The sequence below is a fragment of the Amycolatopsis heterodermiae genome, from assembly GCF_034929455.1.
GTDB classification, from domain to species: domain Bacteria; phylum Actinomycetota; class Actinomycetes; order Mycobacteriales; family Pseudonocardiaceae; genus Amycolatopsis; species Amycolatopsis heterodermiae.
In genome coordinates this window covers 222543-247388 of sequence record NZ_JAYFSI010000003.1, presented here as the reverse complement: position 1 = coordinate 247388, position 24846 = coordinate 222543, and the positions used below count along the sequence as shown (strand labels likewise).

The window sequence follows — 24846 nt, the reverse complement described above, 5'->3', positions numbered from 1 at the left end:
GTCATGACCACCTTCGCCGACGACCTCGCGACCCTGCGCCCGGAGACCGGGCCCGTCCAGGACACGCACGTCGAACTCCGCAGCGACACCTTCACCCTGCCCACCCCGGCCATGCTCGAAGCCGCCGCGCGCGCCCCGCTCGGCGACGACGTCTACGGCGAGGACCCGACCGTGGACCGCCTCGAGCAGCTTGCGGCCGAGCTGCTCGGCAAGCAGGCCGGCTGCCTGATGCCGAGCGGCACGATGGCCAACCTCACCGCGTTGCTCGCCCACTGCCCGCGCGGCGGCAAGGCGATCGTCGGCCACGAGTCCGACGTGTACGTCTACGAAGCGGGCGGCGCGTCCCTGTGCGGCGGCATCGTCTACGACCCGCTGCCCAACCTCGCCGACGGCACCATCGACCCGGCCGCGATCGCCGAGGCGTGCGCGGTGGACCGCACCGACCCGCAGATCGCGCCGCCGGCGGTGCTGAGCCTGGAGACGCCGCAGAACCGCTGCGGCGGGCTGCCGCTGCAGCTGGACTACCTGAGCGAGGTCTCGCGGCTGATCCGCTCGCACGGCGTCGCCCTGCACCTCGACGGCGCGCGGCTGTTCAACGCCGCGGTGGCGCTGGGCGTCAGCGCGGCGGAGATCGCCAAGCACGCGGACACCGTGCAGATCTGCCTGTCGAAGGGCCTGTGCGCGCCGATCGGCTCGGTGCTGGTCGGCGACCGGGTGACGATCGCGGCGGCCCGCCGGATGCGCAAGATGCTCGGCGGCGGCATGCGCCAGGCCGGGATGATCGCGGCCTGCGGCATCGTCGCGCTGACCGAGATGACCGAGCGCCTGGCCGACGACCACGCCCGCGCGGCCCGGCTCGCGCGGGGACTGTCCCGGGTGCCGGGCGTCCGCCTGGACCCGGGCCCGCCGCTGACGAACATGGTCTTCTTCAAGGTCCGCGACGACCGCTACACCACCCGCACCCTGATCGAGGCGGCCCGCCGCCGCGGCATCAAGGTGGAGGAGCTGGGCACCGACCGCATCCGCGCGGTCACCCACGCCGGAGTGGACGACGACGCGATCGACCGCGCCGTGACGGTGTTCGGCGAACTGCTCGGCCCGTCCGCCGGCCTGCGGTGAGGCTCCGCCCGCGGGGTCCGCCGGGCCCCGCGGGCCATCGGCATCGGACGGGCTGGAGTCGGCGGTGGTGCTGCTCGACCACCGGGCGACGGCGGTGATCCGGGCCGCCCACCGAGGAGAGACCGGCGCTCGACCTCCGCGGCCACCGGTTCCTGACCGAGCGGCTTCCCGGTTCACGACCCGGCCGCGGCGGCGGTTACCGCGCGACCGCGGCCAGCGAGCGACTGGCCGAAGCTCCGCGAGCGGACCATCGCGACCCGGTCCTGCTGAACGACCCACAAGCGCTCGCCCCGCGGCGTCACTCGCCCCGAAACGACCGAGGCCCGCCTGAACCCCTTGGCGGACAAGGGAAGGCGGGCCTCGCGGCGCGGCTCTGAAGGAGACTGCCGGTCACCGGGCGGGTGTGCCGGTCGTGGCGGCTTCCCGGCGCTTGCGCTGGATGGCTTCCTGCTGACGTTGCAACTTGTCGTGCCAAGCTCCTGAGTCGTTCATGATCTTCTCCGGGTGGGCGAGGCGTGCGGCAGTCCGGCGAGAGCGCCGCGGCCGGTGGGGTTTCGCTGTGTCGCAGAAGTACCCAGCCGCTCCGGCGGTCAATCACCTTTTATGCCTCCCACCAGGCAATTAGTCCGCTCGGACGATCCGCGCTCCCGTCCGGTCACAACCGTCGCGCGGGGCGCGTCATAGCGGTGGCAAGACCAAGATCCGGAAGGGGAGCCACCGTGAAGACCTCCACCAACGACGAAACCCTCCAGTCGCGCCTGGCGAACCCCGCCAAGCTCGTGCCCGAGCTGGGGAAGATCGGCGCGGCGCTGTTCGCGGCGACCGGCAACGGCGCGATCCCGCAGACCACCATCAGCCTGGTGCAGCTGCGGGCCGGGCAGATCGTCGGCAACACCTACCTGACCGCCTTCCACACCGCGAACCTCCGCAAGGCCGGGGAGCCCGAGGCGCGCATCAACGCCGTCGCGTCCTGGTGGGACGCGCCGCACTTCACCGACGCCGAACGGGTCGCGCTGGCGGTCGGGGAAGCCGTCTTCACCGCCAGCCCGCACGGCGAGCGCGTCCCCGACGAGCTGTACGCGCGGTTGTCCGAGCACTACGACGAGAAGGCGATCACCACCCTCGCCATCGCGCTCGGCCAGGTCGGGTTCTTCATCCCCCTCGCCCTCATCGGCAAGCCGCTTCCCGGCGTCTCACCCGCGGAGCAGTGGCGGGACTGACCCGGCACACCTCACCTCTGGGACGCCACGAACGTGTAGTGCCCGCCGGTCGCCGTGTACGTCGCGTAGCCGTTGGCGAACTGCCCGAACCGCGCTCCCCGGCCGCCACTCACCCGGTCCGCCGACACGGCCGGGACGTCGATCGTCGCGGTCGTGCCCGGCGGCACGGTCACCTCCAGCACGAGGTCGCGGCCCTCGAGCCGCCAGCCGCTGCCGATGGTGCCGTACCGCGTGCGCAGGCTCGCGGTCGCTTGGGTGAGGCCGCCGCCGGGCTCCGGGTGCACGGAAAAACGCTGGTAGCCGAGGTGGAGCCGACGTGAGTCGGGCTACCTCCTCGGGCAAGTGATGTCGAACCGCTGTCGCGCCGACGGTGAGTGGACACCCGGCCTACTTGAGGCCGTGTGTTCGCGTTGTAGCTCGCGGCGCCGTAGGCGACCCTTGCCGGGTTCCGCCGGGCGAGAGCTGCGGGGCGCGTTCAGACCTTTGTGGACAGTGATCACGCCGTCCACTGTCCACAAAGGAAGATCCGGCCGAGCCGGCCGGGTGGTCCGGTCAGGAACCGGTGACCTTGAGCTCGACCAGGGTCGCCGGGTCCTGACCCGCGCCCTCGCCGAAACCGGTCCAGCCGTGCGTGTCCACGTCGACCGTGCTCGGCGCGCCCTTGATGGTGACGGTCGCGTGCACGTTGTGCGCGTCCTGGTCGTCCCCCTTGGCTTGGAACGCGTACGGGATCTGGAGCTTGAGGTCGCCGGTCGGGCCGCTCACCTGGAAACAGTAGTGGCCGGGGTCGGTGCCGTGGTCGCCCGGGCTGTTGTCCGAGTACACCTCGATCACGCCGGTGTGGCCCGCGCAGTCGACCAGCATGATGTGGCCGTCACCGCTGACCAACGTGATGCCGCGGTCGTGGAGGATCTTGGCCGCACCGGGGTAGCTGTAGTCCTCGACGATGCTGGGCGGGTCGCCGTCCGAGGCGGGTACGGCGGTCGCGGCGCTGGTGATCGCGGTCGCCGTACCGGAGATCACGGCGACGCCGGCGACGGCGCCCGCGGCGATCAGCGTTGTGCGGATGCGCATGTCGGGTAGCACTCCTTGTCGTTGACGGGGCTGGGCACGCGTCGCCGGACAGAATGCTGCGTCCTCGACCCGACATGGCCCCCCATGCGAAGACAGACGGACCGTATCGCCCGCTCCGCCTACTGGTCAACGTGTGAAAACGTACTTGGTTGGCGGCTTTCCCCCCGGACGGATCCGGTTCTAAGGTACCTGTCGGCTGACTCAGGGGGGACCGCGTATGCGGCAGCCGGCGGCTGCTGCCGTCAACCCCCTGCGATCTGACGAGGGGCAACGGGGCACATGGGGATCAGACACCTACGGGCCGCATTGACGACGACGACGGTGTTCGCGCTCGTCGTCGGCATCGTGGCGGCACCGACGGCGGCGGCGGACACACCGCAGCAGACGGAGCGCCAGCAGGTGCTGACGCTGATGCGTGACGGGAGCCCCGTCATCTCCCGCGCGGCCGAGGCCGCGCTGTGCGGCACGGACGACGACGTGCACGCCTTCTTGGCCACCGGGTTGAGCCGGATGCAGGAGGTTTCCGACCGCGTCGCGGTGCAGCAGATGATTTCCACCGGCGGGCCGGCGACGCAGCGCGCGGCCAACACCGCGCTCAGCGGCGGCATCGCCGATGTGCGCGCGTTCCTGGCGAACGGGTGGCAGCAGCCGTGGCAGACCGACCTGCGTGTGCAGGTCTCGCGGCTCCAGTCGGCCGCCACCGGTCCGACCGTGAAGAACGCGGCCAACACCGCCCTCAACGGCACGCCCGACGACCAGCTGGCCTTCCTCGGCAGCACCTACCAGCGGTCCCAGAACCTGGACGATCGGATCAGCGTCCAGCGCCTGATCAACACCGGCGGGATCGAGGTCAAGAAGGTCGGCAACTGGGCGTTGTCGTCCACTCCGGACGACGTGCGGTGGTTCCTCCAGAGCGGCTACCTGGTCGCGTTACAGCGTGATCAGGAGACCGCGACGGTCGCCCAGCTCGCCGACCTCGCGCAGAGCTCGGAGGCCCGCGCGGCGCAACAGACGCAGGCCGCGAAGGACGCCGCCGATCAGGCGGCCACTGCGGCCGCCGCCGCGAAGGCCGACGCGCAGACCGCCGCCGAAGAGACGCGCAAGGCGCAGGGGTCGGCCGAGCAGGCGGCGCAGGCCGCCGCACGGGCGGCCGACGCCGCCAACCGCGCGGCGCGGGCCGCGCAGACGGCGATCAACGCGGCCAACGCGGCCAACAACGCGGCTCGCGAAGCCGCCGCGGCGGCCAGCCAGGCCGCTTGGGCCGCGTCCATGGCCGGCCGGGCCGCCTCGAACGCACGCAACGCAGCGGCCGCCGCGGCCACGGATCGAGGCCAGGCGGACAAGGCGACGCAGGCGGCGAAGGACGCCCGGGACGCCGCCAACGGCGCGCTGAGCGCTGCCGACGCGCTGACCCACGCCATCGACGCCGTGCACGCCGTGACCTTGACCGTGCAGGCAGCCGCCGCGGCCGCCAGCGATGCCACCGCGGCCGCCGCGGCGTCGTCGGAAGCCGGCGGCTACGCCCAGCAGGCCGGGGCCAGCGCCGCCGAGGCGCGCAACGCCGCCGCCCGGGCCCAGCGCAACGCCAACGAGGCGAGCCGAGCGGCCAACGCCGCGCTGTCGCTGGCCAACGACGCCGCCGCCTGGGCCGGCCAAGCGCGGCAGGCCGTGCTGGACGCCGCCGCGCACGCCAACGCCGCCGCCGTGGCGGCCGACGACGCGGCCCTGCACGCCGGCGAGGCGGCCGGTGCCGCGCAGCGGGCCAAGGACGCCGCGACCGAGGCGAAGACCGCCGCCGACGCCGCTCAGGCGGCCGCCGACCAGACCGGGAACACCGCCGACCTGGCCCGTCGCGCCGACGCGGAGCGGCTGGCCGAGCAGCAGTCCCAGACGATGCGCGACGCGCAGGACGCCAAGCAGGCCGAGGACTCCGCGACGGTGGCCCCGCACTGGACCGCCGACCGGCCGGAGCAGTTGAGTCAACAGGCGGCGGACCTGCTGGCGGCGGCCAAGGACCCGGCGACCCCGCCGGCGACGGCGATCACCGACGGCCGGAAGCTGGCCGCCGAGCTGATGCACACCGGCGGACCGAAGCTGTTCGCCGCGGCCGGTGCCGCCCTCGCCGGCACGGACGCCGAGCTGACCGCGTTCGTCCAGAATGGACTGTCCGCGGCCGTGGAGCAGGACGACCGGCTCAGCCTCGGCATCGTGGGTGGCGCCTCGCTGGTGCCGGCCCAGCGCGCGGCCGCCGGTGCGGCGGCCGCGGGCAGCCACGACCAGGTCAAGCAGTTCCTGACCACGCGCGACTACCAGGGCAAGATCACCAACGACCGGGTCGAGGCGCAACGCATCTCCACGGTCGGCGGCCCGGCCACCCGGGACGCGGCCAACGCCGCGCTGTCGGGCACCCCCGGCGACGTCGCCGCGTTCCTGAAGACCGGGCAGTTCACCGCGGCCAAGAACGACGACCGGATCGCCGTCCAGAAGGTCTTGGACAAGGGTGGCCCGGAGGTGAAGGCCGCGGCCAACGCCGCGCTGTCCGGACCGTGGACCTACGTGCGCGAGTTCCTCCAGTCCGGGCAGTACAGCGCCGCGTGGCGGGACGCCGACGCCGCGCAGCACGTCGCCCAGATCAACGGCTACGTCGCCAACGCGCGGGAATCCGCGGCCCTGGCGCACCAGCAGGCGGCCCTCGCCGCCGAATACGCGGCCAACGCGGCCGGCTCGGCCGCCGACGCCGCCGCGGCGGCCCAGGCCGCGCGGGATTCCGCGACGGAGGCGGGGCATCATGCCGACGATGCCCGGGCTTCCGCGGACGAGGCCGACAAGGCCGCTTCACGCGCGGCGCAGTCGGCCGAGACCGCCCGGTGGGCCGCGTCGAACGCGCAGGCGGCCGCACAGGCCGCACAGCGGTCGGCCGCCCAGGCGTCGCAGTCGGCCGCGCTGGCCAACCAGTACGCCGCCGAGGCCCGTGCTGCGGCCGCCCGGGCGCAGGCCGACGCCGACGCGGCGGGCAAGGACGTGGCCGAGGCCAGCAAGGCGGCCGCCGAGGCGTACAACGCGGTCAACACCAAGCAGGCCGAGGAAAACGCCAAACAGCAGGTCCTGGACATGCGCAGCACCGTCCAGCAGGTCCGGGACGCGGTCGCGCAGGCCATCCAGGACCACCCGGAGCTGCAGGCCCTCAAGGACGCCGCCGACCAGCTGCTGGCGATGATCGACACCATGGCCGGCGCCACGCTCGACTACGTGCGCGACCACGCGGGCGAGTTGCTCGCGCTCATCGAGCACTTGGCCGAGACCGCGGCGGGCATCGGCGCCGCGCTCGGCGGCGCCTCGGTCTCCGGCGGCGCGATCGCGGCGTGCGCCGAGGAGGTCGGTGCGGGAGCGGCGGTCGGTGCCGGTGGCGGCGCGTTCTTCGCCGGCATCGGCGCGGTGCCCGGCGGCATCGGCGGCGCGCTCGTCGGCGCCATCGCGTGCGTGTTCACCTCGGGCCCCGCGATCTACGCCGGCGTCACGGAGATGATCGGCGGCCTGGCCATGGCCCAGCAGGGCATGGAGGGCATGGCCGACGACATCAAGAACCTCTCCGAGAACTCCGGCAACGCGGTCGGCAACGCGCGGGAGGCGAAGGTCGCCGACATCGTCGGCGGCCGGCGCACCAAGGAGCTCACCAACAACGGCCAGGACTTCGAAATCGTGCAGCCGGGCGTCGGCAAGACCGGGGTGGACGTGTTCGGGCCGAACGGCGAGTACATCGCGGTCGGCGGCCCCGGCAAGGCACTGAACACCACCAAACTGGGATCCCAGATGAAGATCCTCAAGTGGGGCGCCGACCAGGCCGGCGTCACGGCCAAGGCGTACTTTGAGGCCGGCACGCCGCAGGAGGCGATCGACATCGCCAAGAAGTGGCTCGGCGACGCCAACGTGGTCTTCTTCCCGAAGTAGGCAGGAAATGTCAGACGGATTCGTGCGGCTGTACCGGCGGGACTGGTCCCCGGAGCAGGCGCAGCGGCGGGTGGGCTCACTGGCGGCGACCGGCATGGTGCTGGGCCATCCCGGCACCGGCCGGATCACCGCGCTCAGCGAGGATCCGGAGACCATCGGCGAGCAGGTCGAGCTGACGCGGGACGACCTGCTCGCCGCCATGGCCGGGCTGGGGGAGAAGCAGTTCACCTTCCAGTACTGGCTGACCGACGACGAGGACAGCGACGTCATCTGCACGCTGAGCCGGACCGGCGACGACGTGGTGGTCGAGGAGTACGGCCTTGACGGCCTCGGCGGTCCGATCGCGCGGACGGGGCAGGACAAGGTGATCCGCCGCCTGCTGGCCGAGTTCCGGACGACCGGCCCGGCCGCGGCCGGCCTGGTCGTCGACCGCTGGGGGCCGTCCCTCGACACGGACCTCGACGACATCGTGACCGGCGGCCCCACACCGGTGACCGTGACACCGGAACTGCTGGTGCTGCGGCCCGAGGTCGCACGCAGGCATCCGGAGCTGCGGGCCCCGGTCCCGTTCGGCGACTTCGTCGCCTGCGACACGGACGGAATCCTCGCTCTGGCGCGGTGACCGGGCGATTGCACCTGGGTCACTGTCCGCGCCGCCGTGCCGGTTGCGGAGGCCCGTCGGGAACGATCACCGCCGGTCCACAGGGGAATCCTGGGCTGCTTCAGGGCCGTTTCGTGATCTGTCCCAACCGGTACTCGCCGGACTTGACCAGCCCAACGTCCGAGACGGCCGCCAGGCGCGGGTGCTGGTGCACGCCGGGTTCGGCGTGGTGGTCGAGGCCGGGCGCCGACTGCACCGGCAGACAGCCTGGAGCACCGCGCCGCCGTCGCCACGTTGTTCGTGGGTGCCCCGGACCTGTGACGCCGGCTCGTTGAGCCGTTCGGGTGGGGACTCGGCCGGTGGCCAAACCTCCCGGGGCCGCCGGGCGTGGCGGGGGAGACGGCCGACTCCTGGGGGAACCATGCTCAAGCGCACTCTTCTACTCGTGGCGGCGCTCGGCGCCGCCCTCGTGCCCGGCGCACAACCCGCGGTGGCGGCGGGCTGCACTTGGGCGATGACACCGCTGGCGCTGCCGGCGCCCTACACCAGCAGCGAGGTCTACGCGGCGGCCGAAGGCGGCTGGTTCGTCGGAGCGGTGCGCGGCCCCAACGCGTATGCGCAGGTGCGGTGGCACGGCGGTCAGGTCGATTCGTCGTTCCGCCTGACCGAAGTGCGCGACATCAACTCCTCCGGAGACGTCGTGGGGGACGGGGGAACCGGTGATTGGTGGGCCGCGAAACCCGTCGTGTACCGCGGTGGCCAATACGTGAACCTGCCCATGCCGCAAGGGTTCCGGTCGGCCAAGGCCACGCACATCAACGACGCCGGGGACGTCATCGGTGTCGCCTACGGCAATCTCGGCGACGACGTCCACCCGGTGCTGTGGGCCGCCGCGCGGCCGGGCACGGCCGAGGTCCTGAACCCGGACCCCCAGCACCTCTACGACACCTACCCGGTCGACGTCGACGAGCAGGGCCGCGTCCTGCTCTACACCGACGTCGGCGAGCGCTCGGGCGAGGTGTTCGTCCGCGCCGCCGACGGCGGTTACCGGCAACTGCCCCCGCTGTACCCCGGCGGCGCGGTCTACCTCGAGGCCTTCCACGGCGGCCGCATCGCCGCTTCGGTCGTCACGCCCGAGCTGACGATGGTCGCCATCGAAGCGGACCTGGACGGGAACGTCGTGCACACGACCACCGAGGCGGCCGACGCACTGTTCCTAGACGCCGGCACGACGATGGCAGGTGTGGCCCACACCTTCGACCCCGAAAACTACGAACTCCGCATCTGGGAGGACGGCGAACCGATCGCCGACCTGGCCGGCGACGCCGACGTCAACGCGGCACCGCAGCCCGCGGGCCTCACCGACGACGGGACGCTGGCCGCGACCATCAGGTTGCCGGGCACGACGCAACCCCGGGCGGTGGCCTACCACCGCGGCTGCTGACGTCGCTTGCATCACGCGGCCGGACAGCGCGGCCCGCGGCCGGTTCGCGAAGCTCCAGGCATCCAGGGTCACATCGAGGAGGCTGCCGAGCCATGTGGCGAAACTGCTCTACGTGATCGCGCTGGTCGACCACATTCGATATTCAGGACAATTTTCTTCGACGCACGGCCGATGTGTCAGTCGCCGAAAGGCACTCGAACTCCTGACGGTCTGACTGATCTGCTGCCCTGACCAGCCCAAACATGCGAATGGGCCGAAGGGGGCCGCGCGACCCCCTTCGGCACGCCCTCGAACAGTGACGCGCCGGCGTCAGCTCGACCGGTTCGCCCACCAGCTCTGGCCGGCTTCGGGCAGGCTGGAGATCGGGTCGTAGTACGGGTAACGCCGCTGCAACGCCTCCGGGTCGTCCAGCTCGATGCCCGTCCGGTAGTTCTTCGTCCAGTACGAGATCCCCAGCTCGCGGTCGTAATCGGCCAGCTGGTGCACCCACCGCTTCCCCACATACGGCACGTCGCAGACGATCCGCGGCGTCGCGTAACCAGGCAGGTAGCCCATGATCGCGTGCTGCAGCTCCTGCGCCTCGTGCACCGACACCCGCCAGTGCTCGGCGTTCGGGATCATGTCGCACATGTAGAAGTAGTACGGCAGGATGTTCGCCTCGCCCTGGAGGGCGAAGCACAGGTCCAGTAGCTGGGCCGGCGTCGCGTTGACGCCGCGCATCAGGACGCCCTGGTTGCGGACGTCGCGGACGCCGACGTTCAGCGCTGTCTGGGCTGCCTCCGCGACCAGTGGGGTCACCGACTGGGCGTGGTTGACGTGGGTGTGGATCGCCAGGTTGACGCCGCGGCGCTGAGCGGTGACGGCGACGCGCTCCAGGCCTTCGACCACCTTCGGCTGCAGCCAGTGCTGCGGCAGCGCGGCCAGTGCCTTGGTCGCCAGGCGGATGTCGCGGACCGTCTCGATGTCCATCAGGCGCATCAGGAACGACTCGAGCTGCGGCCACGGCACGTTGGCGACGTCGCCGCCGGAGACGACCACGTCGCGCACGCCCGGGGTCTTCTTGAGGTACGCGATCATCGCGTCCTGGCGGTCGACCGGCTTGAGCGAGAGCTTGTGCTTCTCGACCTGCTCGGTGGAGTTGCCGACCAGGTCCATCCGGGTGCAGTGGCCGCAGTACTGCGGGCAGGTCGAGATCATCTCGGCCAGCACCTTGGTCGGGTAGCGGTGGGTCAGGCCCTCCACGACCCACATCTCCGCTTCGTGCAGCGAGTCGCGTTCCGAGTGGGGGTGGCTCGGCCACGTCGTGTCGCGGTCGCTCTTGACCGGGAGCATGTAACGGCGGATCGGGTCGGCGTAGAACGCCTCGGTGACCTTCGCCGGGTCGGTGCCGGCGGTCGGCGCCATCGTGTTGATCATCTGCGGCGGCAGCAGCATCGACATGGTCGCCAGCTCGCGCTGGTCGGCGAGCAGGTCGTCGTAGAAGCGCTCCTCCAGCAGGTCGCCCATCAGGGCGCGCAGCTGCTTGGCGTTGCGGATGCAGTGGACCCGCTGCCACTGGGCGTCACGCCACTCGGCGTCGGTCACGTCGTGCCAGCCGGGGAAGCGGCGCCAGTCGGGTTCCACCAGCTCGGCGCGGGCGTACTCGTAGGGCTGGTCGATCGCGGCGGCAGGCGTCACAGGTTCCTGGATCGCAGTCACTTGTACTCCCAGTCGTCGGTTTGGCGTCAAAATATCCTGTCATAACGTTCTCATGCTGTAAATCTTCCTGCTTGCCGGATGACCTTCCCCCAGGTGGACGAGGGGGTCGAGGGGCGGAGCAGACTCAGGGGCGTGACGGACGAACACACCACGCTCCTGCTCGGCGGGCGCATCTACACCCCCGCCGGCCCGGACGCCACGGCCCTCGCGATCACCGGCGGCACCGTCGTCTGGGCCGGGCAGGACGCCCCGGCCCGCGCGCTGCACCCCGGCGCCGAGATCGTCGACCTCGGCGGCGCCTTCGTGGCCCCCGCCTTCGTCGACGCGCACGTCCACGCCACCGCCACCGGCCTGCACCTGACCGGCCTCGACCTCACCGCCGCCCGCGACCGCGCCGACCTCCTGAGCCGCGTCCGCGCCGCCGTCGTCCCCGGGCAGGTCCTGCTCGCCCACGGCTGGGACGAGACCGCCTGGACCGACCCGCGGCTGCCCAGCCGCGCCGAGCTCGACGACGCCGCCGGCGGTGCCCCGGTCTACCTGAGCCGGGTCGACGTCCACTCCGCGCTCGTCTCCACCGCGCTGGTCGAGCTGGCCCCGGCCGCCCGGGGCGCCGACGGCTGGTCGCCCGACGGCCCGCTGACCCGCGCCGCCCACCACGCCGTCCGCGCGGCCGTGCGCGCCGCCGTCACGCCCGAGCAGCGTGAACGCGCTCAGCGGGCGTTCCTCGCCGAGGCCGCGAAGCAGGGCATCGTCAGCGTCCACGAGTGCGCCGGCCCCGACATCTCCGGCCGCGACGACCTCGCCGCCCTCCTGGACCTCGCCGGACCGGGCCACCCCGAGGTCGTCGGCTACTGGGGCGAGCTCGGCGCCGTCGAGACCGCCCGCGAACTCGGCGCCCGCGGCCTGGCCGGCGACCTCTTCGTCGACGGCGCCCTCGGCTCCCACACCGCCGCGCTGACCACGCCGTACGCCGACCACCCCAGCTCCGGCACGCTCTACCTCGACGCCCACCGCATCGCCGAGCACCTCGCCGCGTGCACCGAGGCCGGGCTGCAGGCCGGCTTCCACGTCATCGGCGACGCCGCCACCGCCGAGGTGATCGAAGGCTTCCGCCTGGCCGAGAAGGAAGTCGGGCAGCGCGCCCTGACCGCCCGCCACCACCGGCTGGAGCACCTGGAGATGGTCACCGCCGAGCAGGCCAAGATCCTGGCCGGCTGGGGGGTCGTCGCCTCGATGCAGCCGCTGTTCGACGCCGCCTGGGGTGGCGCGGACGGCATGTACGCCGAACGGCTCGGCGCGGACCGCGCGGCCGGCCTCAACCCGTTCTCCGCGCTGGCCGCCGAAGGCGTCATGCTCGCCTTCGGCTCCGACGCCCCCGTGACGCCGCTCGACCCGTGGGCGAGCGTCCGCGCGGCCGCCTACCACCGGACGCCGGGCGCGGGCCTGTCGCCGCGGGCCGCGTTCACCGCCCACACCCGGGCCGGGCACCGCGCCGCCGGCGTCAACGACGGTGTCACCGGCAGCCTGGCCCCGGGCGCGCCGGCGCACTACGCGATCTGGGACGCGACGGACCTCGTCGTCGCCACCCCCGACACCCGGGTGCAGCGCTGGTCCACCGATCCGCGGGCCGGCGTGCCGCCGCTGCCGCGCCTGGAGCCCGGTGCGCCGCTGCCGCGCTGCCTGCGCACGGTGCGCGCGGGTGAGGTCGTCTACGACGACTTCACGCCGGGCACCTAGAGTCAGCACCTGTGGCAGTCACCGTGGCGGACCCCGAACCGGGCGCTTCGCACAAACCCGCCCGTACCAGGCGCTTCCCCCGGATGTGGCTGCTGCGGCTGGCCGCGGCGCTGGTGTCCGGGTTCGCCTATTACCTGAGCTTCGCGCCCCGCCCGCTGTGGTGGCTCGCGCCGCTGGCGTTCGCCGGGTTCGCGCTCGTGCTGCGCGGCCGCAGCTTCCGGGGCGCGTTCGGCTACGGCTTCGCGTTCGGCTTCGTGTTCTTCCTGCCGCTGCTGACCTGGCTGCTGGACTTCCTCGGCCCGGACTTCGGCCCGTGGCCCTGGCTCGGCCTGTCGTTCGCGCTGGCGCTCTACTACGGCCTGGCGGGCGGCCTGATCACCTGGGTGTCCCGGCTGCCGCTCGCGCCGCTGTGGGGCGCGCTGATCTTCATCGCGATGGAGACCCCCCGCGCGTGGTTCCCCTTCGGGGGCTTCCCGTGGGGCCGCGTCGCGTTCAGCCAGCCCGAAGGCGCGTTCCTGCCGCTCGCCTCGATCGGCGGCGCGCCGCTGGTCGGTCTCGCCGTCGTGCTGAGCGGCTTCTGCCTCGCCGCGCTCGCCGGACGGCTCTGGGACGCCCGCGAAGCGCTCAGGCCCGCGCTGCGCGCCCGGCGGACCGTCCTGGCCGCCCTCGGCACGGTGCTGCCCGTGATCGCGGGCCTGGCGCTGTGGCCGACCATCGGGACCGCGGCGCAGGACGGCGAGCGCACGATCGCCACCGTTCAGGGCAACGCGCCGAACATCGGGCTCGCCCTGCAGGGTGAGCGGGACCTGCTGCGCCGCAACACCCTCGCCGAGAGCGAACGGCTGCTGGACGCGATCCACGCCGGCAAGGTCCCGAAGCCGGACCTGGTCCTGTGGCCGGAGAGCGCCACCACCGTCCAAGGGCCGGACCCGCAGGTCGACCAGCTCGTCGCGAGCTTCGGCGTGCCCGCACTCATCGGCGCGCTCTACGTGCTGCCGGACCGGCACATCCAGAACTCGGTCATCGTCTGGGACCCGCGCACCGGCCCGGGCCAGCGCTACGCCAAGCAGCAGCTCGTGCCCTTCGGCGAGTACGTGCCCGCCCGCAAGCTCGCGGCGCTCGTCACGCCGTTCGTCGACCAGGAGACCGTCGACATGGTCCCCGGCGACGGTGCGAACCAGACGCTGACCGCCGCGGGCACCAAGGTCGGCGTGTTCGTCTGCTACGAGGCGGCGTTCGACTACCCGGCCCGCGACGCCGTGCGCGACGGGGCCGAGGTGCTCGTGGTGCCGACCAACAACGCCTGGTACGGCGAGAGCGAGATGAGCGTGCAGCAGCTGGCCATGTCACGGCTGCGCGCGGTCGAGCACAGCCGCCCGGTCGTGGTGTCCGCCGTCTCGGGTGTGAGCGCCGTGGTGGCCCCCGACGGGACGATCACCAGCTCAACCGGCCTTTTCACCGCCGATTCCCTGGTCGGGCGCGTGCCGTTGCGCACGCAGACTACGCTGTCGGATCGACTCGGTGCGTGGACGGAGTACGGGTTGCTGGCACTGGCGATCGCCGGGGTCGCCGGCGGGCTCGTACTCCGTTTTCGCACCCGGCGCACCAGCGCCGGCACGGCAGGGGACACGGCGGACTGACCGCCGGGGATATCGGAGGAGCACGGATGTCGCAGGCGCCGCGGGGGGCCCGGGGAATCGAGCCGGTGCTGGTGGTGATCCCGACGTACAACGAGCGGGAGAACCTCGGGCCGATCCTGGACCGCCTGCACAAGGTACTTCCCGAAGTGGACGTGCTGGTCGTGGACGACGGCAGCCCGGACGGGACCGGTGAGCTCGCCGACGAGCGCGCCGCCGCGAACGAGCGCGTCCACGTCATGCACCGGACCGAGAAGGCCGGCCTCGGCGCTGCCTACATCGCGGGGTTCCGCTGGGGCCTGGCGCGGGAGTACGGCACGATCGTCGAGATGGACGCCGACGGCTCGCACGCGCCCGAGGACCTGCCCCGGCTGCTGGACGCGGCCGGCGATGCCGACCTGGCCATCGGCTCGCGGTACGTCCCGGGCGGCAGCATCGTCAACTGGCCGGTGAAGCGGCAGATCCTCTCCCGCGGGGCGAACTTCTACTCGCAGGTGGCGCTGGGCATCCGGACCCGGGACATCACCGCCGGGTTCCGCGCCTACCGCCGTCCGGTGCTGGAGAAGCTGGCGCTCGACGAGGTCAACTCGCACGGCTACTGCTTCCAGATCGACCTGACGCTGCGCACGACCGAGGCCGGGTTCGAGATCGTCGAGGTGCCGATCACGTTCACCGAGCGCGAGATCGGTGTGTCGAAGATGGACGGCTCGATCATCCGCGAGGCGTTCCTGCGCGTGGCGTCGTGGGGCGTGCGGCGCCGCACCCAGCAGCTGAAGCGGCTGTTCAACCGCGGCTGACCGCCGTCACGATCCACGCCCGGGAGCCCAGAAGAACACCGTCGTCGGTCTCGTGCGCGGCGAACGCCGCGCGCAGCCGTTCTGCGGCGCCTTCAGTCCCGCGCAGTTCCTGCACGTCCTTGAGCCCGAGGGCGAACTCGGTGGCGGTCGCGCTGTCGGGTCCGTAGCAGACGGGCTCGTCGACGTCGGTGAACGTGACGCCGGTGAAGCCCGCGGTTTCGAGCAGGGCGCGTGTCGTCCCCGGGTCGCCGAGGGAGAAGTGCGCTCCGGCGGGCGGCGGTGCCGTGCCGGGCGCCACCGCGTCGTGCAGGACGGCGTACCACTCGTTGCGGGCCCGCTCCTGCCAGACGAGCAGCACCAGGCGCCCACCGGGCCGCAGCGCGCGGGCGAGGCTGGCGAAGGCGGCCGGCGGGTCGGCGAAGAACATCGCCCCGAACCGGCTGAGCACGACGTCGAACCCGTGTACCGGGAACGGGTGGGTCTGGGCGTCGGCGACCTCGAACGCCGCGCCGCCCAGCTCGCGGGCCCGGGTGATGGCCGCCGCCGAGACGTCTACGCCCAGGACGTGCCCGGTCCCCGACGCCTGCGCGGCCTCCCGGGTGGACTCCCCGGTGCCGCAGCCGACGTCCAGGACGTCCTCGCCCCGCGTGATCGCCGCGGCGACCCGGAAGCGCTCGTTGTGCGGGCGGACCTCGGCGTCGAACAACGCCGCGAACCTGACCCGGTGCTCGCTCATGCCCCTCCTCGGCCGGTTCGCAGGTCGACCCCCTGGTCTGCAAGTTTCTGCACGATCGGGTCGTTCTCGTCGGCATCGGTGACGATTCCGGCGACCGCGGCGAAGGGCAACACCGTGAAGCGGGAGGCCGCGCCGATCTTCTCCGCGCTCGCCAGCACGTAGGTGTCGGCCGCGCGGCGGGCCAGGGTGCGTTTCATGGCGGCCTCGTCGGCGTCGCCGGTGGTCAGGCCGGCTTCGGGGTGGACGCCGGTGACGCCGAGCAGGAAGACGTCGGCGCTGATCGCCTGGGCGGCCTCGGCCGCGGCGGCGCCGCAGGTGACCGCGGAGTGCCGGAACAGGCGCCCGCCCAGGAGGAACACGTCGATCCCGTGGTGGTCCAGCAGCGCGGCGGCGACGGTCGGGCTGTGGGTCACGACGGTCGCCTCCAGGTCGCGGGGCAGGGCCTTCGTGACGGCGAGGGTTGTGGTCCCGCCGTCGAGGATGACGGTCGACCCGGGCCGGACCAGCCCCGCGGCCAGGGCGGCCACCCGGTCCTTGCCGCCGACCGCGATCGAGGTCCGGCTCGCGTAGTCGGCGACGGCGGGGGAGACGGGCAGCGCCCCGCCGTAGACCCGCTGGCAGAGCCCGGCCGCGGCGAGGTCCCGCAGGTCACGGCGGATGCTGTCCTCGGAGACGCCCAGCTCGGCCGCGACGTCCTTCGCCAGCACCTTGCCCTCAGCAGCCAGGCGGCCGAGCAGCAGTTCCCGTCGTTCGCCGACCAGCATGCACGGTCCTCCTTGTTTCTGCCGAGTCGTGCACATTATGGTCGCGGCATGACGACTTCGACAAGCGTTCCCGGCATCGACGTCCCGGACCACCGCGGCCGCACCGGCCTCGACCGGGCCGGCCGCGACCTGGACCGGAACCCGCGGGTGCGCGTCACCGGCGTCGAACTGCTGGCGGCCGGGTGGCACGTGCTGCGCCGCACGACGTTCGACTACGAGCACGGCGACGGGCGGCGGACGACCGAGCAGCGCGAGACCTACGACCGCGGCAACGGCGCCACCGTGCTGCTCTACGACCTCGAGGGCGCCACGGTGCTGCTGACCCGGCAGTTCCGCTACCCGGTCTACGTCAACGACCACCCCGACGGGATGCTGCTGGAAGCCGCGGCCGGGCTCCTGGACGACCAGGACCCGGAGACCGCCATCCGCCGCGAGGCCGAGGAGGAGACCGGCGTCCGCATCGGCGAGCTAGAGCACGTGTTCGACGTCTTCACGAGCCCGGGCTCGGTCACCGAGCGCCTCCACTGCTACGCCGCGCCCTACCGCCCGTCCGAACGCGGCGCGGGCGGCGGGCTCGCGGAGGAGGGGGAGGACATCGAGGTGGTCGAGCTGCCGTTCAAGGAGGCCCTGGCCATGGTGGGCACGGGGGAGATCGCCGACGCCAAGACGATCATGCTGCTGCAGTGGGCGGCTCTGGAGGGCCCGTTCAGCCGATAACCGGCTCATCGGCGGCCGCGGTCGTCCGGGCACACAGGTGGTCGCTGCCTCACGCGCGGCTGAGGTGTGGCGCCGCGGTGCCGTGAAGGTGCCCTCATCGCACCGCGGGTGAGCTGTCGCCGATCCGGCGGCGCGCACGCTCGGGAGCAGCTCCAGCCGAGCCCGCCATGAGGGGCACCCTCACGGCTTCCGGCGAGCCATGCGGCTGATGGCGGGGTCCACCCGCGCAGCTGGGGAATGGCGCCGGCGAGAGCCCGGCGCGCGTCGTGCGGGTATGCGAAAGGCCCCCGCGGGGGGAGGTCGCGGGGGCCTTTCCGTTGTGGTGGGAGCTTGGCTACGAGCCGAGTCCCGAAGGGGTCACGCGGACCGGGAGGTCCGGCGGCCCTTCAGCTCGGCGAGACGTTCGTTCAGCAGGTCCTCGAGCTCGGGAATGGTGCGCCGCTCAAGCAGCATGTCCCAGTGGGTCCGCGGCGGCTTGACCTTCTTCTGCTCGGGCTGCCCGCCATCGACGATCTCGGACTCGCTGCCGTGCAGCCGGCATTCCCACACCGTCGGGATCTCGGCGTCGTCGGAGAACGGCACCTCGAACTCGTGGTTCTTGGGGCAGGCGTAGCGCACGGTGCGTCGCGGGGCGAGGTCGTGGTTGCGGTCGGTCTCGTAGCTGACCGCTCCCAGCCGGCTTCCACGAAGAACACGGTCGGCCATGATGGGGTCCTTTCAGTCAGCTCCGGGGTGGAGCCAGGGTGGTGCTCACCCTATGCAACGACTCAGGGGCTCCGGGGATTCCCGGTTCACCATGTCGTTGCTCACGATGAGCTGCGTCACCCGCCGGGATCAGCTTCCTCTAGTAGGAGGCATTTCGCGCTCCGGCGTGACGTCAATACGGCCTTCTTAGTGCTGATATCCCCCGGATGGGCTACTCGCGCCTCGCTCAGGTCAACCGTAACTGACCGTGATGAGCCGTTACGGGTCCCAGGTCACCCGCTCGAAAGTGGCGGCGACACAATACCTGATAACGCAAAGTAGCAGATTCGGCCTCAAAACGTGCTGAAGCTGAAGTTTCAACTACGGATTGTTCGGTATCTGCGACGACCACCGTATCGCCTTCCCGTACAACCTCGCCGTCGAGCACCCGTGCGTTGAACCGCCCGGGCAGCCCGCACCAGCACAGCACCTCCACCTGAACCGGCTGCAGCTCGTCCGCCAGTTCGAACAGACGAGCGGCTCCGGGGAAGAGCCTGCTGCGGAAGTCCGTCGCGATCCCGAAGCAGTAGACGTCGATCTCGACCTCGTCGGCCAGTTCGGCCAGCTGGTCGACCTGCCCGGGGGAGAGGAACTGCGCCTCGTCCACCACCACGTAGTCCACGTGCTGCCCGCGCGACCACTCCTGGCGCACCAGGTCCCGGACGTCGGTCTCCTCGCCGACCTCCACCGCCTGCCGGCTCAGCCCGATCCGGCTGGAGATCTGCGGCGCGCCCGAGCGGTCGTGGCGCACCAGCACCAGCCCCCGTCTGCCCTGGCGCGCGTGGTTGTGGTCGATCTGCAGCGCCAGCGTCGACTTCCCGCAGTCCATCGGCCCGTAGCAGAACTTCAGCTTGCCCACCGGCGGCGTGCCGCGGCGCGAACCGGCCGCGGGGACCGATGAGAGCGCGTCCGTGGGATCGGGGCCGGCGGCCCGGTCGTTCAGCAAGGTCACGACCGCCGACCCTATCGGGGAGCTACAGCACCGCGGGCGGACGGTTGCCCGCCGCCTCGATCGCCCGGCGCACCGGCACCAGCCGGACCAGCACCAGGCCCGCCACGAAGAAGATCACCAGTGCCACGATCGCCAGCCGGAACGACCCCGTCGCCTGCCCGACCCCGGCGAACAACAATGGCCCCAGCCACGACGTCCCGCGCTCACCCACGACGTAGAGCGAGTAGTACTGCGCGTCCTTGCCCACCGGGATCATCTGGCTGAACAGCGACCGCGACAGCGCGTTCGTCCCGCCCAGCACCAGCCCGATCCCGACGGCCACCGCCAGGAACTGCACGATCTGCTTCGGCTGGACGAAGTACGCCCCGGCCAGCACCACGATCCACAGCACCAGGCTGCCCAGGATCGTCCGCTTCGCCCCGATCCGGCGCGCCACCAGCCCGTGCAGCGTCCCGCCCAGGTACGCCACGAACTGGATCACCAGGATCGTGACGATCAGGATCTCGTCGCCGAACTTCAGCTCGTCCTTGCCGTACTGCGCCGACACCGTCACCACCGTGTTGATGCCGTCGGTGAAGACCAGGTAGCTGCCCAGGAAGGCCAGCGTCAACGGGTACGCCTTCGCTGCGACGATCGTCTGCCGCAGCTCGCCGAACCCCGCCCGCAACACCGACTTCCCCGGCGCGACGTCCACCGGCGTGTGGTTGCGGGGGAGAGCCCGCACCGCCGGGACGGTGAACAGCGCCCACCACAGCCCCGAGGTCAGGAAGCAGATCTGCACAGCCAGGCCCTTCGACACGCCGAACGCGTCGTGGCCGAGGTAGAACCCCAGCTGCAACGCCAGCGCCAGCCCGCCGCCCAGGTACCCGAACGCCCAGCCCTTCGCCGAGATGTCGTCCCGCTCGTCCGGCCCGCCGATGTCGACCAGGAACGAGTAGTAGACGACCAGCGAACCGCCGTAGCCGATGTTCGCCACGATGAACAGCACCACGCCCAGCTGCCAGTCCGACCCGGCGAAGAAGAACATCGCCGCCGCCGCGGCCGCACCCAGGAACGCGAACCCGCCCAGGATCCGCCGCTTGTTGCGGCTCCGGTCGGCCACCGCGCCGGCGATCGGCAGCACCAGCACCTGCACGACCGTCGCCACCGACAGCAGGTAGCCCCACACCGAGCCGGCCGGGAAGTGCAGCCCGAACAACGTCACGTCGCAGTGGTGCAGCGTGTCCGCCGCACCCGACGCGTCGACACACGCACGGTCCCCGTTAAGGGTGATGTTCGACTTCGCGTCCGACGCCGCGATGGTGCTCATCGAGAGCGCCCCGAACACCGTCGTCGACGACGAATAGAACGGCGAATTCGCCCAGTCGTAGAAATACCAGCCCCAGCGCTCGCGCTTCGTCGAGCGCGTCCCGGCCAGCGTCATCCACGGCTCCTCAGGGTCAAGAACGTCCAGGTCAGCGCGGAGACTACGGGGAGGTAGCGGAACCGGTGGCGGCACTCCCGAAACCGTGTCCGGTTTGTCGCTTCGTGATCATCCGCCACTTACGTGGCAAACGGCGTCCGCGCTTCACGGCGTGTCGCTCGCCGGAGTGAACAGTGTTTCGTGTGAGACTGGAGCGCGCAGTGTGTCTCTTGTGGTCAGAGGGACGCGCTCCTACTGTGCTCGCATGATCCACAACCGGAGACGTACCGTCGCGAGGCTCCTGCTCCTCGCCTTCGCCGCTTTGGGTCTGCAGCTGACCGTCCCCGCCGTCGCCTCCGCGGACCCCGCGCCGACGGCCTGGGCCAAGCTCCGCATGTGCGAGTCGAGCGGCCGCTACGCCACCAACACCGGCAACGGCTACTACGGCGCCTACCAGTTCGACCTCCCCACCTGGCGCAGCGTCGGCGGCGCGGGCCGCCCCGACCAGGCCGCGCCCCACGAACAGGACTACCGCGCCCTCTACCTCTACCGGATGCGCGGCTGGCAGCCCTGGCAGTGCGCCGGCATGCTCAAGCTCTCCGGCGACGTCGACGCCCGCAGCAAGCGCGTCCCCACCTACGCCGAATCCGCCTACATCGGCGGCGGGGGACCGGCCCCCGCACCCACCCCGCCACCCCCGAGCGGCAAACCCCCGTGGCCCGGCGTCGTCTACGCCTACGGCGACTGCGCCACCCCGCTCAAGGCGTTCCAGCTCCGCATGAACGCCTTCGGCTACGGCTTCACCGGCACCGGCTGCTACCTCGAGAAGACCAAGGAAGCCGTCCTCGCCCTCCAGCGCGCCAACGGCATCAAGGACAGCGGCCTCCTCGGCCCCAAGACCTGGGAAGCCGCCTGGAGCGGCAAACCACCCCGCTGACCGAACCGGCCGGTCAGGCCTGCTGCCAGGTGCCCCGCTCGATCAGTACCTCTCGCAGCAGGTCCGGGCGGTCCGTCACGATCCCGTGCACCCCGAGGTCCAGCAGCGCCCGCATCTCCGCCGGGTCGTCGATCGTCCACGTGTGGACCTCGATGCCCGAGCGCCCCGCGATCGACACGAACGCCTTGTCCACCACCCGCAGCGCACCCTGGCGCACCGGCACCTGCGCCATCACCCCCGCCACCAGCCGCCGCAACGGCAGCACCGGCAGCTTCCCGCGCGCCCACAGCGCCAGCACCGACCGCGGCCCGACCGCCGTCACCAGCTTCGGCCCCGCCAGCTTCCGCAACCGCGCCAGCCGCGCGTCCGAGAACGACGCCGCCGCCACCCGGTCGTGCGCCCCCGTCCGCTGCAGCACCTCGACGAACGGCCGCACCGCCTGATCGGCCTTCACATCGATGTTGAACCGCGCATGCGGCAGCTCCTCGAGGACGTCCTCCAGCCGCGAAAGCGCCGCCTTCCCCCCGACCTTGACGCCCTTAAGCTGCTCCCACGTCTGCGACGCGATCGCCCCCGACCCGTCCGTCGTCCGGTCCAGGTGCGTGTCGTGGTGCACCACCACCACACCGTCCGACGTCGCGTGCACGTCCGTCTCGATGTACCGGTACCCCTCCGCGAACGCCCGCTGGAACGCCGGCAACGAGTTCTCCAGCCCGGCCAGCTCGTCCAGGTGCCACCCACGGTGGGCGAACGCACGGGGGAGCGGATCGGCGAGATACGGAAAAGACGAGCCCATACCCCCAAGTGTGCACGCCCGGCATGGCCCCGGCATGAGCAAGCGGTGGCCAGCTAGGGTCTCCCGGGTGAGGGAAGCCGCCGAACTAGCCCAGCCAGCACCGCCCGCCGAGGACCTCGTCCCGGCCCGCCGCGGCGCACCCAAGCACTGCGGCTGGTGCGGCCGCCGCCTCCCCGAAGGCGGCAACGTCGGCCGCCGCCGCCGCTACTGCGGCCAGTCCTGCCGCCAGCGCGCCTACGAACGACGCACCGCCCTGCAGCGCAGCGGCCTCCCCGAAGACGCCGTCGTCCTCTCCGACACCGAGATCGCCGCCCTCCAGGACCGCCTCTTCCAGCTCCGCTGCGCCGCCGAAGACATCGTCACCGCCGCCGACGACGGAGCCGACCCGGGGGAGCTGCGCGGCCTCGCCGACGAGATCGCCCGCGCCGCCAAGGACCTCGAACAACTCCGCTGACGGTGACCGACGTCGCACAGGATCCCGCTCACCCCAGCCCGTCCAGCGCCCGGTACGTCCGGTTGCTCGCCGCCGCCGCCCGCTGCTCCCGGCCCGTCGCCTCGATGTAGTTCTGGCTCGTCGCCAGACTCGCGTGCCCCAGCAACGCCATGATCTCCGACGCCGTCGCCCCGTCCTCCGCCAGCCGCGTCGCGAACGTGTGCCGCAACGCGTGCAGGTTCGCCCCCGCCGGCACCCGGTCGTGCAACCCCGCACCCCGGTAACACGACTTCACCAGGTACTCCAGCGCACCCCGCCCGATCGGCTCACCCGACCGATCCAGCAGCAACGGCGAACCAGGGGAGAAGCGCACACTCGGGAAACGCACCCGGCACGACTCCCGGTACCGCTCGATCAGCTCCGCCAGCACCTGCTGCACCGGAATCGACCGATCCCGGCTGCCCTTCCCCTTCACGTGCAACCGCAGCTCACCCGCGCGCCCCACCAGCGACCGCGGCGTCAGCGCCCGCATCTCCGCCGCCCGCAACCCCGCCACCAGCCCCAGCGCGATCACCAGCACGTCCCGCTCCGGCCACGGGTCCCGCGCCTTCCGCGAACCCGCGGCCGCCGCCGACAGCAGCTGCTCCGGGGTCTCCTCACCCCGCAACGGCTTCGGCGTCAACGCCGGCGTCCGCGGCCGCGCCACCGCACCCATCGGATTGCCCGCCAGCAGCCCGTCCGCCACGCAGAACGTCAGGAACTGGTTCCACGTCGACCAGGCCCGCAGCACCGAGCTCTTCGCGTGCCCGTCCGCGAACACCCCGAACACCGACCGCAGCGCCTGCCCGGTCAGCTCCGCCACCTCCAGGTCCTCGGCCGGACGCCCGAGCTCCGAAACCAGGAGAGTGGTGATCCCGGCCAGATCCCGCCGGTAGGCGTCAGTGGTGTGCGGCGAGTCCTTGCGCGGCCGGCGCGCGGCGAAGAAGGCTTGCTGGGCCTCGGAAACCTTCATGGTGGATCTTGTACCGTACGGCACCGACAATTCCGTTCACCGGGTACCGTCCGGTTTCATGCATAATGGCAATTATGCATGAAATGTCGGAATCGCCGGGAATCCACTCCCGGGGGATCCGGGATCTCGCCTGAGGGCCATTCTGGGCCTTAGGGTGCCCAATCGACGCACAGCGGGGTATACGCACACATGTTCGACTGGCTGCCCAGGATGACTCCAGGCGGGCCAGGGGTCGAGGGTCACCCAGCGAAGGCGTCGAAGCTCTGCCAACTCGCGTTCGGCCTAGCATATTGCACTGTCTAGTTTCGTCACCGTGACGTTTTAGGGTCGGGTGGCAGGACATCGAATCCGCAGCTCCAGGGGATGTTCTCCGGACCTCCGTCAGCCTCCTGGGCGGGCTCCCTGGGAACGCCTGTGTCGCGATGCGCCCGGGCGACGCGCCTGCCCCAGAGCGTTCCCTCAGGAGAAGGCGTCCTGACGAAGAACTCCCGCACACTCCGACTCTTTCACCCCTCTCGGGTGATCTCCACGGCGTGTGCCTTAGTGCCGATAATGTACATTATGTCAAGTAATCGGGATCTGGTGCTCCCTCGTCGTCCGAGAGGTCCTTCTGGACCCAGGCGACGTCTCGCCAGGCTCCGTGCTTCCACCCGACCCTGCGGTAGACGCCCGCCGGTTCGAACCCCAGTGCGCGGTGGAGGCCGGCGCTCGCGTCGTTCGGCAACGTCATCCCGGCCAGTGCTCGCCGGAGCCCGCGCTCCCGCAGTCTCTCGAACAACGTCTCGTACAACGCGCGGCCGGCTCCCGTACGGCGTCGGCCGGCTTCCAGGTAGATGCTCGTCGTGCACGACCACCGGTAGGCAGCGCGCTCGGCGAACGGGTGCGCGTAGGCGAAGCCCGCTATCTGTCCGTCTTCTTCGAGGACGAACCAGGCGTGGGCGCCGGCGATGCGGCGGGCCATTTCGTCGGTGTCCGGCGGTTCGGTTTCGAAGGATATGGCCGTGTCGGTGACGTACGGCGCGTAGATGGCGGCGCAGGCGGCCGCGTCGTCTTCGGTGGCGTCTCGGATCTTCATGGC

The 24846-nt window shown here is 71.7% G+C and carries 21 protein-coding genes and 2 pseudogenes; 12 read left to right on the top strand and 11 right to left on the bottom strand.

Going from position 1 to position 24846, the window contains the following annotated elements:
• Positions 1-3 precede the first annotated feature (3 nt).
• Together VA596_RS17060 and VA596_RS17055 are read left to right on the top strand one after the other, a co-directional pair.
• Positions 4-1119 (top strand): GntG family PLP-dependent aldolase, encoded by a 1116-nt coding sequence (locus VA596_RS17060; RefSeq protein WP_323328216.1) that lies wholly within the window; start codon positions 4-6, stop codon positions 1117-1119.
• 719 nt (positions 1120-1838) lie between these two features.
• Positions 1839-2339 carry a carboxymuconolactone decarboxylase family protein gene (locus tag VA596_RS17055; protein ID WP_323328214.1) on the top strand — a complete coding sequence of 167 codons (501 nt, stop codon included), beginning with the start codon at positions 1839-1841 and terminating at the stop codon, positions 2337-2339.
• Between the two features lie 11 nt (positions 2340-2350).
• Here VA596_RS17055 and VA596_RS17050 read toward each other — a convergent pair.
• Positions 2351-2632, bottom strand: a pseudogene (locus VA596_RS17050) (alpha-L-rhamnosidase C-terminal domain-containing protein); the annotation flags it as partial.
• A 259-nt stretch (positions 2633-2891) separates the two neighbouring features.
• The gene (locus VA596_RS17045) at positions 2892-3413 is read right to left on the bottom strand and encodes a hypothetical protein (protein WP_323328212.1); all 522 of its coding nucleotides are present in this window, start codon (positions 3411-3413) and stop codon (positions 2892-2894) included.
• A 279-nt stretch (positions 3414-3692) separates the two neighbouring features.
• Between VA596_RS17045 and VA596_RS17040 the strand changes: the two genes are divergently transcribed.
• The 4 genes and pseudogenes from VA596_RS17040 (at position 3693) to VA596_RS17025 (ending at position 9406) form a co-directional block, all read left to right on the top strand.
• The gene (locus VA596_RS17040) at positions 3693-7361 is read left to right on the top strand and encodes an ALF repeat-containing protein (RefSeq protein WP_323328210.1); all 3669 of its coding nucleotides are present in this window, start codon (positions 3693-3695) and stop codon (positions 7359-7361) included.
• Positions 7362-7368: 7 nt separating this feature from the next.
• A complete protein-coding gene (locus tag VA596_RS17035; RefSeq protein ID WP_323328208.1) occupies positions 7369-7983 on the top strand; it encodes a hypothetical protein in 615 nt (204 codons plus the stop codon).
• A 163-nt stretch (positions 7984-8146) separates the two neighbouring features.
• Positions 8147-8283, top strand: a pseudogene (locus VA596_RS17030) (TetR family transcriptional regulator); the annotation flags it as partial.
• Between the two features lie 124 nt (positions 8284-8407).
• Positions 8408-9406, top strand: a complete 999-nt coding sequence (locus tag VA596_RS17025) for a hypothetical protein (RefSeq protein WP_323328206.1) — start codon at positions 8408-8410, stop codon at positions 9404-9406.
• Positions 9407-9715: 309 nt separating this feature from the next.
• Here the strand turns inward: VA596_RS17025 and VA596_RS17020 are convergent, their stop codons facing one another.
• Positions 9716-11104 carry a KamA family radical SAM protein gene (locus VA596_RS17020; protein WP_323328204.1) on the bottom strand — a complete coding sequence of 463 codons (1389 nt, stop codon included), beginning with the start codon at positions 11102-11104 and terminating at the stop codon, positions 9716-9718.
• A gap of 132 nt (positions 11105-11236) precedes the next feature.
• Between VA596_RS17020 and VA596_RS17015 the strand changes: the two genes are divergently transcribed.
• From VA596_RS17015 to VA596_RS17005, 3 genes are read left to right on the top strand one after another with little or no spacing between them, the layout of a single operon-like run.
• Complete coding sequence (locus VA596_RS17015) at positions 11237-12841, top strand: amidohydrolase (protein ID WP_323328202.1); 1605 nt, start codon at positions 11237-11239, stop codon at positions 12839-12841.
• Positions 12842-12852: 11 nt separating this feature from the next.
• Entirely contained in the window at positions 12853-14481 is a 1629-nt protein-coding gene (gene lnt, locus VA596_RS17010) for an apolipoprotein N-acyltransferase (RefSeq protein ID WP_323328201.1), read from the top strand.
• Between the two features lie 26 nt (positions 14482-14507).
• Positions 14508-15275 carry a polyprenol monophosphomannose synthase gene (locus VA596_RS17005; RefSeq protein WP_323328200.1) on the top strand — a complete coding sequence of 256 codons (768 nt, stop codon included), beginning with the start codon at positions 14508-14510 and terminating at the stop codon, positions 15273-15275.
• Here VA596_RS17005 and VA596_RS17000 read toward each other — a convergent pair.
• Positions 15262-16011 carry a class I SAM-dependent methyltransferase gene (locus tag VA596_RS17000; RefSeq protein WP_323328198.1) on the bottom strand — a complete coding sequence of 250 codons (750 nt, stop codon included), beginning with the start codon at positions 16009-16011 and terminating at the stop codon, positions 15262-15264. The two genes, VA596_RS17005 and VA596_RS17000, sit on opposite strands and share 14 nt — an antisense overlap.
• Positions 16008-16775: a DeoR/GlpR family DNA-binding transcription regulator gene (locus VA596_RS16995; RefSeq protein WP_323328196.1), complete on the bottom strand. Its 768-nt coding sequence runs from the start codon at positions 16773-16775 to the stop codon at positions 16008-16010. The genes VA596_RS17000 and VA596_RS16995 overlap by 4 nt, the downstream gene beginning before the upstream one ends.
• A gap of 48 nt (positions 16776-16823) precedes the next feature.
• On the opposite strand from VA596_RS16995, the gene VA596_RS16990 reads away from it, so the two are divergent.
• On the top strand, positions 16824-17492 hold the full coding sequence (locus VA596_RS16990) for an NUDIX domain-containing protein (protein ID WP_323328194.1): 669 nt from the start codon (positions 16824-16826) through the stop codon (positions 17490-17492).
• A 357-nt stretch (positions 17493-17849) separates the two neighbouring features.
• Here VA596_RS16990 and VA596_RS16985 read toward each other — a convergent pair whose 3' ends face one another.
• The 3 genes from VA596_RS16985 to VA596_RS16975 all read right to left on the bottom strand — a co-directional run bounded on the left by VA596_RS16985 (position 17850) and on the right by VA596_RS16975 (position 20611).
• A complete protein-coding gene (locus VA596_RS16985) occupies positions 17850-18197 on the bottom strand; it encodes an RNA polymerase-binding protein RbpA (protein ID WP_003081521.1) in 348 nt (115 codons plus the stop codon).
• Between the two features lie 226 nt (positions 18198-18423).
• Complete coding sequence (locus VA596_RS16980) at positions 18424-19188, bottom strand: thymidine kinase (RefSeq protein ID WP_323328184.1); 765 nt, start codon at positions 19186-19188, stop codon at positions 18424-18426.
• 22 nt (positions 19189-19210) lie between these two features.
• Positions 19211-20611: an MFS transporter gene (locus VA596_RS16975; protein ID WP_323328182.1), complete on the bottom strand. Its 1401-nt coding sequence runs from the start codon at positions 20609-20611 to the stop codon at positions 19211-19213.
• A gap of 244 nt (positions 20612-20855) precedes the next feature.
• On the opposite strand from VA596_RS16975, the gene VA596_RS16970 reads away from it, so the two are divergent.
• Positions 20856-21527, top strand: a complete 672-nt coding sequence (locus VA596_RS16970) for a transglycosylase family protein (protein ID WP_323328180.1) — start codon at positions 20856-20858, stop codon at positions 21525-21527.
• A gap of 13 nt (positions 21528-21540) precedes the next feature.
• Here the strand turns inward: VA596_RS16970 and VA596_RS16965 are convergent, their stop codons facing one another.
• The gene (locus VA596_RS16965; RefSeq protein WP_323328178.1) at positions 21541-22323 is read right to left on the bottom strand and encodes a glycerophosphodiester phosphodiesterase; all 783 of its coding nucleotides are present in this window, start codon (positions 22321-22323) and stop codon (positions 21541-21543) included.
• Positions 22324-22390: 67 nt separating this feature from the next.
• Here VA596_RS16965 and VA596_RS16960 point away from each other — a divergent pair, with 67 nt between their 5' ends.
• Positions 22391-22777, top strand: a complete 387-nt coding sequence (locus tag VA596_RS16960; RefSeq protein WP_323328177.1) for a hypothetical protein — start codon at positions 22391-22393, stop codon at positions 22775-22777.
• A gap of 28 nt (positions 22778-22805) precedes the next feature.
• Here the strand turns inward: VA596_RS16960 and VA596_RS16955 are convergent, their stop codons facing one another.
• Both VA596_RS16955 and VA596_RS16950 read right to left on the bottom strand, forming a co-directional pair.
• Positions 22806-23768: a tyrosine-type recombinase/integrase gene (locus tag VA596_RS16955; RefSeq protein ID WP_323328175.1), complete on the bottom strand. Its 963-nt coding sequence runs from the start codon at positions 23766-23768 to the stop codon at positions 22806-22808.
• A 559-nt stretch (positions 23769-24327) separates the two neighbouring features.
• Positions 24328-24843, bottom strand: a complete 516-nt coding sequence (locus VA596_RS16950) for a GNAT family N-acetyltransferase (RefSeq protein WP_323328174.1) — start codon at positions 24841-24843, stop codon at positions 24328-24330.
• Between the last annotated feature and the right edge of the window lie 3 nt (positions 24844-24846).